General features: G+C 64.7%; 12 protein-coding genes. 5 read left to right on the top strand and 7 right to left on the bottom strand.

Annotated elements, in window-relative coordinates:
* Positions 1-165: 165 nt before the first annotated feature.
* The 4 genes from HV773_RS10195 to HV773_RS10180 all read right to left on the bottom strand — a co-directional run bounded on the left by HV773_RS10195 (position 166) and on the right by HV773_RS10180 (position 5,805).
* Positions 166-1,764, bottom strand: a complete 1,599-nt coding sequence (locus HV773_RS10195) for an aldehyde dehydrogenase (NADP(+)) (RefSeq protein ID WP_175194974.1) — start codon at positions 1,762-1,764, stop codon at positions 166-168.
* Between the two features lie 67 nt (positions 1,765-1,831).
* Positions 1,832-2,764: a dihydrodipicolinate synthase family protein gene (locus tag HV773_RS10190; protein WP_175194972.1), complete on the bottom strand. Its 933-nt coding sequence runs from the start codon at positions 2,762-2,764 to the stop codon at positions 1,832-1,834.
* Between the two features lie 71 nt (positions 2,765-2,835).
* A complete protein-coding gene (locus tag HV773_RS10185) occupies positions 2,836-4,425 on the bottom strand; it encodes a UxaA family hydrolase (protein WP_175194971.1) in 1,590 nt (529 codons plus the stop codon).
* Between the two features lie 30 nt (positions 4,426-4,455).
* Entirely contained in the window at positions 4,456-5,805 is a 1,350-nt protein-coding gene (locus HV773_RS10180; RefSeq protein ID WP_377731306.1) for an MFS transporter, read from the bottom strand.
* 226 nt (positions 5,806-6,031) lie between these two features.
* On the opposite strand from HV773_RS10180, the gene HV773_RS10175 reads away from it, so the two are divergent.
* Positions 6,032-6,763, top strand: coding sequence for a GntR family transcriptional regulator (locus tag HV773_RS10175; RefSeq protein WP_175194969.1), 732 nt, complete (start codon positions 6,032-6,034; stop codon positions 6,761-6,763).
* Between the two features lie 108 nt (positions 6,764-6,871).
* On the opposite strand, the gene HV773_RS10170 is transcribed toward HV773_RS10175, so the two are convergent.
* A complete protein-coding gene (locus tag HV773_RS10170; protein WP_175194967.1) occupies positions 6,872-8,263 on the bottom strand; it encodes a uracil-xanthine permease family protein in 1,392 nt (463 codons plus the stop codon).
* Between the two features lie 246 nt (positions 8,264-8,509).
* Between HV773_RS10170 and HV773_RS10165 the strand changes: the two genes are divergently transcribed.
* Both HV773_RS10165 and HV773_RS10160 read left to right on the top strand, forming a co-directional pair.
* A complete protein-coding gene (locus HV773_RS10165; protein WP_175194966.1) occupies positions 8,510-8,719 on the top strand; it encodes a hypervirulence associated TUDOR domain-containing protein in 210 nt (69 codons plus the stop codon).
* A 14-nt stretch (positions 8,720-8,733) separates the two neighbouring features.
* Entirely contained in the window at positions 8,734-9,288 is a 555-nt protein-coding gene (locus tag HV773_RS10160) for a DUF488 domain-containing protein (protein WP_175194964.1), read from the top strand.
* Here the strand turns inward: HV773_RS10160 and HV773_RS10155 are convergent.
* Positions 9,278-10,429: a lytic transglycosylase domain-containing protein gene (locus tag HV773_RS10155; protein WP_175194962.1), complete on the bottom strand. Its 1,152-nt coding sequence runs from the start codon at positions 10,427-10,429 to the stop codon at positions 9,278-9,280. The genes HV773_RS10160 and HV773_RS10155 overlap by 11 nt on opposite strands.
* Before the next feature lie 166 nt (positions 10,430-10,595).
* Entirely contained in the window at positions 10,596-11,003 is a 408-nt protein-coding gene (locus tag HV773_RS10150) for an OsmC family protein (RefSeq protein ID WP_175194960.1), read from the bottom strand.
* Positions 11,004-11,271: 268 nt separating this feature from the next.
* On the opposite strand from HV773_RS10150, the gene HV773_RS10145 reads away from it, so the two are divergent.
* Together HV773_RS10145 and HV773_RS10140 are read left to right on the top strand one after the other, a co-directional pair.
* A complete protein-coding gene (locus HV773_RS10145; RefSeq protein ID WP_175194958.1) occupies positions 11,272-11,589 on the top strand; it encodes a hypothetical protein in 318 nt (105 codons plus the stop codon).
* Positions 11,590-13,365 (top strand): ShlB/FhaC/HecB family hemolysin secretion/activation protein, encoded by a 1,776-nt coding sequence (locus HV773_RS10140; RefSeq protein ID WP_175194957.1) that lies wholly within the window; start codon positions 11,590-11,592, stop codon positions 13,363-13,365.
* The last annotated feature ends 16 nt before the right edge of the window (positions 13,366-13,381 follow it).

The following is a 13,381-nucleotide window of genomic DNA, read 5'->3' as shown; positions in this document are numbered from 1 at the left end:
CATGTGCGGGCGATCAGTACGCATTGAAGCAAACGGGGATTGAATTGCCAACGTTCAACGGGCGATTTTAAGTATCGGAGCAGGAAGGTCGGATAGCGAATTGCGGGCCGATGACGTCCTTCACCAGGCGAACCCAGTGTGCAGACAACTGCACACTGGGCGTCCTCAAGCCGGTGCGCCGTCCACGCTGCGCGGCAATCCGGCCGGATTGCCGGCGCGCAGCGTCTCGGGCAACAGCGCATCGGGCAGGTCCTGGTAGCTCACGGGCCGCAAAAAGCGCGTGATTGCGAGGCTGCCGACCGAAGTCGATCGGCCATCCGAAGTCGCCGGGAAAGGTCCGCCGTGGACCATCGCATGGCCGACCTCGACACCGGTGCCGAAGCCGTTCACGAGCACGCGGCCGGCTCGCCGTTCGAGTGTCGGGAGCAGGGTGCGCGCGAGGGCGTGATCGGCATCATCGAGATGGAGCGCTATCGTCAACTGGCCTTCGAGGCGTTCGACGATGGCGTGCAGCGTTTGCGCATCGGGGCATCGCACGACGAGCGAAGCCGGTCCGAAGACTTCCTCGTGAAGCGCCGCCTGCTGTGCGAATACCTCGGCGCGGGTCACGAAGAGCGCGGCGCGGCCTGCGTGCGCGCAGGCGCCGCTCGAGTCCGCGCCCATGCCCGCTTGCTCCACGCCAGGCTGGGTCCTCAGGCGCTCGATGCCGCGCAGATACGCGCCGTGAATGCCCGCGGTGAGCATCGGCGTGGCCGGCTGCGTCCCCAGCGCTGCGGCGGCCGAATCGACGAAGCGTTGCAGGTCCGGTCCGTCGATCGCGAGCACAAGGCCCGGATTCGTGCAGAACTGGCCGGTGCCGAGCGTGAGCGCAGCGGCGAATGCCTGGCCGATTGCCTCGGCACGGGCGGCGAGCGCATGCGGCAAGAGCAGGACCGGGTTGATGCTGCTCATTTCCGCGTAGACGGGGATAGGCTCGCTACGCCGGGCCGCGAGCTGCATGAGCGCGACGCCGCCCGTGCGCGAGCCCGTGAAGCCTACCGCCTTGATGTGCGGGTTCTCCACCAATGCGACGCCTGCGCCGATGCTATCGTCGAACACGAGCGAGAACGTGCCATCGGGCAAGGCGCAGTCGTGCACGGCTTGCTGGATCGCGCGGCCGACGAGTTCCGAGGTGCCCGGATGCGCGGGATGGGCTTTCGCGACCACGGGGCATCCCGCCGCGAGCGCCGCGGCCGTATCGCCGCCGGCCACGGAAAATGCGAGCGGGAAATTGCTCGCGCCGAATACCGCTACCGGCCCGAGCCCGATATGCCGCAGGCGCAAGTCGACGCGCGGTGCGGGTGTGCGCTGCGGCTGCGCGGGATCGATGCGCAGGCCGAGAAATTCACCGCGGCGCACGACATCGGCGAACATCTTCAACTGGCCGATCGTGCGCGCCCGCTCACCCTCGATGCGTGCGCGCGGCAAGCCGGTTTCCGCCATGCAGCGTTCGACGAGCGTATCGCCGAGGTTGAGCACGCATGCGGCGATGCGCTCGAGGAATGCGGCGCGTTGTTCGAGTGGCGTTTCGCGGTAAGTGTCGAATGCCTTGGCGGCGAGCTCGCATGCGAGTGCGACGTCCTGCGCCGATGTGCGCATGAACGCGGGTTCGAGTGGTGCGCCCGTGACCGGGTTGACGGCGCGGAACGCGGACGAGCCCATGACATTGTGTTCGTCGTGTTGAGCGCTGCGCTGACCGATCAGCGCACTTCCTGAAATCTCCATGAACCTTCCTGACTAGCTGTTTTCCGAAACGGGAGCGGTTTGTGATGCAAGGCGAGGCTGCGGACGCTCAGCGGCCCCAACGCAGCACGAGCGGATCGAGCCGCCGCGCGATGCGCAGCAGGCTCGCGCGCGTGGGTTCGGACATGCCGGGCAGCGGGGCGCGCACGGCGTCCGAGGCGATCACGCCGCCTGCTTTCATGAGCGCCTTGGCCGTGGCGATTCCACCCTGGCGGTTCTCATGATTGATCAGCGGTAGCCAGCGCTGGTATTCCTCCTCGGCCGCCTCGGTCTGTCCTGCCGCCCATGCGTCGACGATGCGGCGGATACCGTCCGGAAAGCCGCCGCCCGTCATTGCGCCGGTCGCCCCGGCTTCGAGATCGGCGATCAGGGTAATCGCCTCTTCGCCGTCCCAAGGCCCGAGGATCGTGTCGCCGCCCACCGCGATCAGTTCGCGCAGCTTGGCCGCTGCTTGCGGCACTTCGATCTTGAAGTAGCCGACGTTATCGAGCTCGCGCGCCATGCGGGCGAGAAAGGGGACGGAGAGTGCGGTGCCGCTCATCGGCGCGTCCTGGATCATGACCGGAATCGTGATCGCGTCCGAAACGGCGCGGAAGAACGCGTAGATGGCCGCCTCGCTCGCGCGTAGCGTGGCGCCGTGATACGGCGGCATCACCATCACCATGGCGGCGCCCGCATCCTGTGCCGTGCGGCTGCGCTCGGCGCATACGCGCGCGCTGAAGTGAGAGGTCGTGACGATCACCGGCACGCGGCCCGCGACGTGTTCGAGCACGGTGCGCATGACGGTGTCGCGCTCGGCGTCGGTGAGCGAGAACTGCTCGGAGAAGTTCGCGAGGATGCACAGACCGTTCGAGCCCGCGTCGATCATGAAGTCGGTGCAGCGGCGCTGGCCGTCGAGATCAAGCTCGCCGGTTTCGGTGAAGATCGTCGGCATGACCGGAAAAACGCCGCGATACGGTGTAGTGGAAGCTTGCGTTGCCATGAGCGGGTTGAGTCCTCGTAAATGCTTTGTCGATGTCGAATGATGTGTAGCGATTGCTCGAGCAGCGCGCCTCAGGTGATCGCGCCGATCTGCCACGGCACGAACTCGTTCTGCCCATAGCCATGCAATTCGCTGCGCGTGCGCTTGCCCGAAGCGGTGTCGAGCATCATGCGGAACAACGCTTCGCCGAGCGAGTCGATGTCGGCCTCGCCGTCTACCACGCCGCCGCAGTTCAGGTCCATGTCGTCGGACTGGCGCTGCCACAGCGCGCTATTGGTCGCGAGCTTCAGCGAAGGCGTGGGCGCGCAGCCGTAGGCCGAGCCGCGGCCCGTCGTGAAGCAGATGAGGTTGGCGCCGCCGGCGACCTGGCCCGTGGCCGAGATCGGGTCGTAGCCGGGCGTGTCCATGAACACAAAGCCCTTCGCCGTGACCGGTTGTGCGTATTCGTAGACTTCGACGAGATTGGTGCTGCCCGCTTTGGCGATGCCGCCGAGCGACTTTTCGAGTACCGTCGTGAGTCCGCCGGCCTTGTTGCCCGCCGAAGGATTGTTGTTCATCGAGGCGTGGTGGCGCGCGCAATAGTCCTCCCACCAGCGGATACGTGCGACGAGCTTTTCGCCCACTTCGCGAGTTGCCGCGCGGCGCGTGAGCAGATGTTCGGCGCCATAGATCTCCGGCGTTTCGGACAGGATGGCGGTGCCGCCGTGGCGCACGAGACGGTCCACCGCCGCGCCCAGCACCGGATTCGCGGTGATGCCCGAATAGCCGTCCGAGCCGCCGCATTGCAGGCCCACGCTCAGATGGCTCGCGCTCACGGGCTGGCGGCGTACGTCGTTGGCGGCCGGGAGCATCGACTTCACGATTTCGATGCCCTTGGCGATCGTCTTCGCCGTGCCGCCGCTGTCCTGGATCGTGAACGTGCGCAGGCGTGCGTGCTCTTTCAGGCCCTGCGTTTCGAGCAGGCGCGGAATCTGGTTAGTCTCGCAGCCGAGGCCGATGACGAGCACGCTCGCGAAGTTCGGGTGGCATGCGTAGCCGCCTAGCGTGCGTTGCAGCAGCGCCAGCGCTTCGCCTTCGGTGTCGACGGCGCAGCCCACGCCATGCGTGAGTGCAACGACGCCATCCACGTTCGCAAACGCAGCCAGCGCCTCGGGATGGATGTCACGGCGGAAGTGATCGGCAATGGCGCGCGCGACTGTCGCGGAGCAATTCACGGAAGTCAGGATGCCGATGTAATTGCGAGTGGCCACGCGGCCATCGTCGCGCACGATGCCGTCAAAGGTGGCGCGCTGTGTCTCGGGAACGTATTCGGTGGCGCGCGCGCCCTGGCCGAACGCGTAATCGCGTTCGAACTCGCCGATGTCGAGATTGTGCGTATGCACGTGTTCGCCCGGTGCGATCGGCTGGCGCGCAAAGCCAATGATCTGCCCGTAGCGATGCACCGGCGCGCCTGTCGCGATCGCGCGCGTGGCGACCTTGTGGCCGGGCGGAATCAGGCCGCTGACCACGACGCTCTCGCCCTCGAGGGGCGTGCCGCCGATCAGCTGTTCGAGCGCCACGACGACATCGTCGTCGGGATGCAGGCGGATGATGCGTGCGCGACGTTGCCGTTGGTGCGCAGGGTCGCTTGAGTGCAGGTCCGCAGTGGAAATGGAATGCATGTTTTGATACCGGGAGAAGGGGGATAGCCCTCAGTCGAGGCCGCGGTCGCGATAGTCGACGAGGCTCGCACACACGGCGAGGCCGAATGCTGCGGCGACGAAGAACATCAACGCGAGGAAATACGTGCCGGTCGTCTGCACGATGACGCCGATCAGAATCGGCACCACGACACCGACGATGTTGCCGCAAAAGTTCATGGAGCCCGCGAGCAGGCCTGCACGGGACTGGCCGCCGAGCGCGGCGGGCACGCCCCAGAACATCCCGCACCAGCGGATGAAGAACAGGGCAACCGAGAGCAGCACGATGACGCTCACAAAGCCCGTCGCGTAGCTCACCGCGAGTATCGCCGCTGCCGAGAAGAGGCCGGCGAAGCCGAACATCGATTTCATCACGCGGTTGGCATCGCCACCCGCCGCGCGCCATTTGTCGGCGAGCCAACCGCCGAACAGCTCGCCGAAAAAGCCACACAGGAAGATCACGAAGGTCGCGCCCCCCATCTGCTTGAGGTCGAAGCCGTGGGCCTTGTGAAGATAGGTCGGCATCCAGGTCATCAGACCGTAGAACACGCTGTTGTAGCAGGCCCAGCTCGCGAACATGCAGAGCACCGAGCGATCGGCCAGCACGGCGCGCAGCGGCAGGCGCTCGCGCGGCGCGCTGGTTGCGGGCTTGCGGCGCGCGGATTCCACGTGCGCGCGTTCTGCGTCGTTCACGCCCGCATGTTCGGACGGATCGTTGCGGATGTACCACCACGCCAGCACGCCCACGACCACGGTGCCCACGCCGGCTACCACGAACGCCAGCCGCCAGGAGCCGAGCCACGCGATCAGCGCGGTGATGATGATGGCGCCGAACGCCGAGCCGAGCGGCGCGCCGCCGTCGAGCAGCGCCGCACCGCGGCCGCGCTCGGAGGGCGTGAGCCAGGAGCCGGCGAGCTTGGCGCCGGCAGGCATGATCGGCGACTCCGCGACGCCGAGACCGAGGCGCGTGAGCAGCAGCGGTAGCCAGTGGAAGCAGCCCGCGGCGAATGCCTGACACGCGCCCCAGGCGATCGTCGCCATGCCGACGATGTTGCGTGCCTTGAAGCGGTCGACGAGCAGCCCGCTCGGAATCTGCATCAGCGCGTAGGTCCAGAAGAAGGCGCTCAGAAGCACGCCCTCCGTCGCGGGCGTGAGATGAAACTCGGTCGAGATGATCGGCAAGGCGACCGAAAGCGAAGCCCGGTCGATGTAATTGATCGATGAGAGCAGCAGGAGGATCCAGAAAATGCGCCAACGCACGACCGTGGGCGCGGCGACCTGATGCCCGGCCTGGCTCATGACCGGTACGGCGGCGCGCGCCTCTCCGGGATCGCGGCGGGATGCCGAGTCTTCGAATTGCATGGTGTCTCCTGCGTGAAAGTGGCTTACGTGGATTGATGCACTAGTCAACTAATATATTAGTACGCAGATGATAAGAGAAGCGCGATACGAGGGCAACCATGGCATGGGGATTTAGGGGAAAACCCTTGGATGGTGAAGCGCTGGAGGCAGAAGGATTAGGACACTAATATACTGACGCCCGCTCCGAGGCTTCGATGCCGGAGCGCGAAGCAACTCAAAACCACCTATGACAGAAGACCGTAACGAGCCGTCCGTATTCGTCGCCCGGCTGCTTCCCGCCGATTTCACCCTCGATCGTTCGAAGGCGCTGTCAGTGCAGCTCTACCAGTTGTTGCGCGATGCCATTGTGACAATGACGCTGCAACCCGACGACGTGATCTTCGAGCGCGCACTTGCCGACGCGCTCGGCATTTCGCGCACACCGGTGCGCGAGGCGCTTCTGCAGCTTTCGCGCGAGGAGTTGGTGCGCATCGCTGCGCAGTCGGGCACCTTCGTCGCGCCCGTGAAGCGTGAGCAGTTCGCGGAGAGCGCCCTTATTCGCAAGGTGCTCGAAACCGCGAGTATTCGCCGCGCCGCCGAAATCATCACGGCGCACGAGCTCGAACAATTGCATGACATTCAGGAAGCGCACCGGCGTGCCATCGAGCGCAATAACACCGTGGCGGCGATTGCGTGCGACAACGCTTTTCACGCCACCGTATGCGCGGCCGCGCGTTTGCCGCGTGTGCAGCAGCTTGTGGAGTTCGCGCGCGCGCCGATCGACCGTGTGCGTCATGTGACGGTACGCGACCCCGTGGTCGCCGACCTGACGCTGAAGCAGCATCAAAAGGTACTTGAGGCGCTGGAGCAGCACGATCCCGACGCGGCCGAGCGCGCGCTGCGTGAACATCTCGACGACGCCTACGCGCGACAGCAGGCGGCTTATGACGCGAACGTCGAGCTATTTCTGGGCAGATGAACGGGCTGATGCGCGCTCGAGATGGCAGCCTCGCCATCCTTGCGCATCAGGCTTCCCATGAAAGACAAAGGCGCCAGTCATCCCTGCCCTCGCGCCTCGATCACATCATCAAGCCTTTTCAGGCAAGAACCAGTTCATCACGAGCGCGCAGATGCCGCCCGTGGCCACGCCCGATTCCAGCACGTTCTTGAGCGCGTGCGGCAGGTTCGCGAGAATCTCCGGCACCTGCGAGACGCCGAGGCCCAGCGACAGCGAGACCGAGATGATGAGCAGCGCGCGGCGGTCCAGCCGGATGCCCGCGAGAATGTTGATGCCCGAAGCGGCCACAGCGCCGAACATCACCATGGCCGCGCCGCCCAGCACGGGCTCGGGCACGGCTTGCAGCGCGCCCGCGACCGGCGGGAACAGGCCGAGCACCACGAGCATGGCCGCGATCCAGATGCCCACGTGACGGCTGGCAATGCCGGTGATCTGGATCACGCCGTTGTTCTGCGCGAAAACCGAGCTCGGGAAGGTGTTGAACACGCCGGCGATCAGCGAGTTGGCGCCGTTCACGAGCACGCCGCCCTTGATGCGCCGCATCCACACCGGGCCCTCCACGGGCTCCTTCGAGATCTTGCTGGTGGCCGTGACGTCGCCGATGGCTTCGAGCGAGGTGACGAGGTAGATGATCAGCATCGGCACGAACAGCGACCACGAGAAGCTCAGGCCGAAGTGCAGCGGGGTCGGAATCTGAAAGAGAGCGGCTTCGCGTGCGCCTGTGAAGTCGAGCCGGCCCATCATGCCGGCCACCACATAGCCGACCGCGAGCGCGCTGACGAGCGCCGTGCTGCGCACCCAGACGATGGGCACGCGGTTGAGCACGATAATGGTTCCGAGCACGACTAACGACAGCGTGAGGTTTTCGGCGCTCGCGAAGGTGTGGTTGGCGATTGCGCCATAGCCGCCGCCCATGCTGATAAGACCGACCTTGATGAGGGTGAGGCCGATCAGCAGCACCACGATGCCCGTGACGAGCGGCGTGATGAGCCGCTTGATGAAGGGCAGGATGCGCGAGACGCCCATCTCGACGAACGAGCCCGCGATGACCACGCCGAAGATGGCCGACATCACGGTGGTCACGGGTGTGCCTTCATGGACCATCAGGCTGCCGCCGGCGATCAGCGGGCCGACGAAGTTGAAGCTCGTGCCCTGCACGATCAGCAGGCCCGCGCCCAGCGGTCCGAAGCGCTTGCACTGGAGGAAGGTGGCGATGCCGGAGATCACGAGCGACATCGATACGATCAGCGTGGTGTCGCGGCTCGAGACGCCCAGCGCCTGGCAGATCAGGAGACCCGGCGTGACGATCGGCACGATGATGGCCAGCAGGTGCTGCAGGGCGGCCACGAAGGCCAGCGTGGGGGCGGGCTTGTCGTCGGGACCGTAGACGAGGTCGCGGGCGAGGTCGGCGTCGTCGTCGACGCCGTGAGAAGTGCGTTGTGCGGAGGAAGCGGGTTGCATCTAGGGCCAGCGGGTCGAGAGGGTCAGAAGAAAACTGCGGGAAACTGCAGAAAGTGCGAGATTTTAACGGCAAGACCGCGCCCGCACCCGGAAAATCAACGAGCGTCATAGGATTGGAGCGCACTATTCGTGCAGCGATATGCATCGAATATGCTGGTGCGTATGATTGCAGCGGCAAGGAATCGGCATTCGTTGTGCCGGGTTCATATCACGCGCATGTTGCAGGCACTCCCGAAGGAGGGCGAGATGACGAACAGATTCAAGCCCGGAGACCGGGTCGGATGGAATTCCGAGGCGGGCTGGGTCACGGGCACGATCGTCGCGGTGCACACGGCGGACTTCGACTATAAGGGCCACACGCATCGTGCCTCGCCGGACGACCCGCAGTACGAGATCAAGAGCGACAAGACCGATCACATTGCCGCCCATCGCGGCCGCGTTCTTCAACGGCTTTGAAGCGGAGGCAGCCCGTGACGCTTCCATTCTTTACGATCGGCCACTCGAATCGCACCCTCGACGACTTCATGGGTTTGTTGAGCGGCGCGGAGATCGCGTTGCTCGCGGACGTGAGAAAAATGCCGAGGTCGAGAACTCATCCGCAGTTCAACGAGGCGACGCTTCCCGATGCGCTGGCGGCATTCGGCATTGCGTATGAGCATGAGGCTGCGCTGGGTGGCCTGCGCGGCAGGACGCGCACGGTTGCGGAAGACGTCAACGGCTTCTGGACCAACACGAGTTTTCACCATTACGCCGATTACGCGCTATCCACGCCATTTCATGCGGGCCTCGATCATCTGATCGAGCTGGGGCGAGCGCGGCGCTGCGCGGTCATGTGCTCCGAGGCCGTGTGGTGGCGTTGCCATCGGCGCATCATCGCCGACTATCTGATCGCGCGCGGCGAGACCGTTTTCCACATCATGGCGCCGGGCCGCGTCGTGCCCGCCACGCTGACCGACGGCGCGGTGGTCCAGCCGGACGGAACGATCGTCTACCCCCGCGAGCCGGGCGGGCAGATTATTGCGTGACGTACCAGAGGGCGCTGGTTCCGAGGGTACTCGCTTGCGGTTTGCGCGCGGGAGCCGAGCTGGCGCTGACTGGCTGGGCAGCTTGTGCCGTTGGTGCCGCTTGTGCGGTTGGTGCCTCCCGTGCCGTTTGCGGCGCGCCCGTTTGTGGCGCAGGCGCGCTCGCCGCTGGTGTTTTGCCCGGCGGCGACGTGGTTACATACCAAAGCGCGTCCGTCGAGACGCTGGAAGCGCCACGCGCGCCGGCGGTCTTCGATACTGGACGCACGCCCGCGTCCGGCGCCGCCGCTGCGCCTGTCTTTTGCGCGGTGGCTTCGGCCGAGCCGATCTGGAAAACGAGCTTGCGCTCCGGCGACGAAATCACGGCATAGGGCGGCTGCGCTTCCCAGCGCAGCACGACGCGCCCGCGCGGCGTGTCCGCGAAGATGGCCGGCACGCGCTTCATGTCGCTGAACTGCACGTAGACCCGGGTGCCGTCGTCGAACACTTGCACCGGTTTCGCGGCGTCCGCGCCGGTCACGTTCCAGCCGAAGTTATAGGCGCCGGGCGCGGCGGACGCCATCGCGGGCGGCGGCGCTGCGGGAACCGACTGCGCGCCGCGCGGCGCGCTCATCTTCACCTGGTTGACCTGCAGGGTCGCGAACGGGCTATAGGTCTCGGGCGGCACATACGACGGAGGAAGGATAGGCATGGGCGAATCCGGCGAGCTGGTGATGGATTGCGCGGTGGCGTAGACCTTGCGCGCATAGGCGAGGCGCTTGTCGGGCGACGTCGCGTTGTAGGCGCCGATCGCGCTCCACGTAGGGCCGTAGTGGCGGATATTTTCCGAGAGTATCCAGGCGCCAACATAAGCATTGGTGCACGGATCGAGCAGGCTGGGCTCCGAGATGCCTTCGCGCGCGAGGCGCGGCAGCCAGGAACTGTTGATCTGCATGAGGCCGATATCGACCGTGCCATTGCTATTGGTGTTGATCGCGTGCGTTTGCGTGCCCGACTCCACTTGGGCAATGGCGCGCATCAGGCTCACGTTGACGTGATGAAACGACGCTGCATCGTCGATGCAGTCGGCATGGGCCATGACCGGCATGGCGCATAGCATTGCGGGCAGAAAATGGCGGAACGAGGCAGGGTTTGAATACCGCATGATTTTAACGGCGGGGACGACTATCGCGTCCGATTCTCGGGTACGGGATTTTATCGAAGAATTAACGACATCGCTCGCGTAGATGCCGAACGCAATTCAATTTGATAAGGATGCCATATCATTGGGCAGCGCTTCACGCCCGCAGGGCGCGATGGCTATATGCACCTTAGGCGATGCGCAGCGTCGTGTCGATGCGCGTGCCGCGCTTGATGAAGCGCGTGACCGGCGTCTTCTCGCAGATCTCGGCAAGCCGCGCGCGTTGCATTTCGTCGAGCGGGCCAGCCACAGCGACGCCTCGGCGGATGTATTGCGTGCCGTCCTGGTCGGCGTGCAGGCTGACTTCCACGTCGATCACCGCATTCGGCCAGGTCTTGCGCTGCATGTACATGCGCAGCGTGGCGGCCGTGCAGGCCGCGAGGCCCGAAAGCACGAACTCGAACGGCGCCGGGCCGCGATCCTCACCGCCTTCGTGCGGGCCTTCGTCGCCGGTCAGCGCATGGCGGCCGGCCTCGATGGCGACGACATAGTTGGGCGCATCGGCGGCAAGACGGGCGGTGGCGGTGGCGAGCGGCATGGTCGACTCCTCGGGGCAGGTGTTTTTGTGGCAGTGCGGCGGTTGCGGAGATTGTGCCATCGACGCCGCGGCACGTGTCGGGCTGCCTCCGCATGAGCACGCCGTGGGCGTGAGTGCTACTGCGTAGCCTGTGCGCGACACGATTTATGCGTGATAGGTAATTTTGCTTCGGATAATTCCTAAAAATCCAGAAATTGCCGCTCGATTGACAATGTTTGTCCATTCCGAGATACGAACTGCAAGAAAATCGCTTGTACGGGAACAGTGATTGAATATTAAAAAAGGGCGATATCGAATCGGATGCCGTCTCAATACAACAGGAAGACCAAGCAAAGCCATGATTAATATTTCGCAGAAACAAATCGCATGTGGTGTCTGGAAACTCGTTGAGAGCGGCATTTTCCAGTACGTGGCCGATCACGGGCGCAAGCCGGCCGCGCTTATTCTGCACCCGGAGCAACAGGCCGAATTGATGCGCGAAATGGGGCTGAAAAGCGCGCTGCTCGACGGGATATCCATTTTGAGCAGCCCGTGTTTCGACATGCCGATACTCGCGGACAGCTACGGAAATTTTGTCGAGCTGTAATTGAAAATCCACAAGAGGTTGGCGGCGCTGCCGCTCACAGCCCTCGTCGCGCTCGCGTCGCACGCGCAACACGCACCAGGCCCGGCTGACGAAGCCGCAGCCGCACGTGCGAACGCAGAACAAAATCGCCAGCTCCAGCAACAGCACGATGCACAGCAGCGCGAGGCAGCCGTGCAGACGCCTTCAGTGCGTTCGACCTTGTCCAATCGTGCCGTGTACCCGGAACTGCCCGGCGAGACGCCGTGCTTGCGCATCGACGCGTTCGTGCTCGAGGTGCCCGCCACACTGTCAGAATCAGCACGCGCGAAGGGCGCGTCGGCACTACCGCAGGACCCGTTTGCATTCGCGCGCGAGTGGCTGGACCACTACAAGGGCAAGTGCGTGGGCAAGGCGGGAGTGGACGTGCTCACGAAGGGCGTGCAGCAGACCATTCTGGGTCATGGCTATGTCACGACGCGTGTGCTCGTGCCGCAGCAGGATTTGTCGTCGGGCGTGCTGAAGCTGTCGCTCGTGCCGGGCGTGGTGCGGCAGGTCCGCTTTGCCGATCCGTCCACGCGGGGTACGTGGAAGACCGCCTTCCCCGTGACCGGCGGCGACTTGCTGAACCTGCGCGACCTCGAACAGGGCCTCGAGCAGATGAAGCGCGTCGCGAGTCAGGACGTCGACATGAAGATCGAGCCCACCGACCTGCCCGGCGAAAGCGATGTGGTGGTGACCGTGACGCGCACGAAACCGTGGACCTTCGTTGCATCGGTCGACAACTCGGGCAACGAGGGCACGGGCAAGTGGCAGGGCAACGTCAGTCTCGGCATCGACAATCCGCTCGGGCTGAACGACATCGTCACCCTGGGCGCGAACCAGGACCTGTACTTCAGCAACAAGTCGCTCGGCTCGCACGGCTTCAACGGTTCGTATTCGGTGCCGTTTGGCTACTGGAGCGCGACGCTCTCGGGCAACACGAATACCTACTACCAGAACATCGCGGGCGTGAACCAGACGTTCGTTTCCAGCGGCAATTCGCAGACGGCGGCGCTGAGGCTGGCGCGCGTGCTCGCACGCAGCCAGAACGATGTTTTCGGCGCTTATTTCCAGCTCTCGAAGCGGTTTGGCGAGAGCTTTGTCGAGGACACCAGCATTGCCGCGCAGGCGCGCAACAACACGTTCATCGAGGCGGGCTTGACCGACCGGCATTACATCGGCGCCTCGCAGTTCGACGGCTCGCTGGCGTGGCGTCATGGCATTGGTGGACTGGGCGCGACGGCCGATCCGGTGCAGAGCGATGGCACGCCATTTTTCAACAATCCGACTTACCGCTTTCAGATGGCGGTGCTCGACGCGAATCTCTCCGTGCCGTTTGCGATCGCGAACCAGCGCTTTGCTTACGTGACCACCTTCCACGGCCAATACACCGACGACGCGCTGTTCTACATCGACGATCTGACGATCGGCAGCCGCTACACGGTGCGCGGCTTCGACGGCAACACGATGCTTGCCGCCGAGAAGGGCTTCTATTGGCGCAACGAGTTGCAGTGGCCGGTGTTTCAGACCGGGCAGACGCTTTATGCCGGGGTCGATTACGGGCGGGTGTTCGGGCCTGCCACTGAATTTCTTGCGGGCACCCAGCTTGCGGGCGCGGTCATCGGCATACGCGGCGGCATTCCCGCGAAATATGTGGGCCTCAGCTACGACTTGTTCGTGGGAACGCCAATCTACAAGCCCAGCGGCTTTCCGACCGCAAGCGTGACGGTCGGGGTTCAGGCCACGGCGCGGTTTTGATCAACCATGGCGCACG

Source organism: Paraburkholderia caffeinitolerans (assembly GCF_902859945.1).
Classification (GTDB): domain Bacteria; phylum Pseudomonadota; class Gammaproteobacteria; order Burkholderiales; family Burkholderiaceae; genus Paraburkholderia; species Paraburkholderia caffeinitolerans.
The sequence above is the reverse complement of the archived record's forward strand: the minus strand, read 5'-3'. Positions and strand labels throughout refer to the sequence as shown.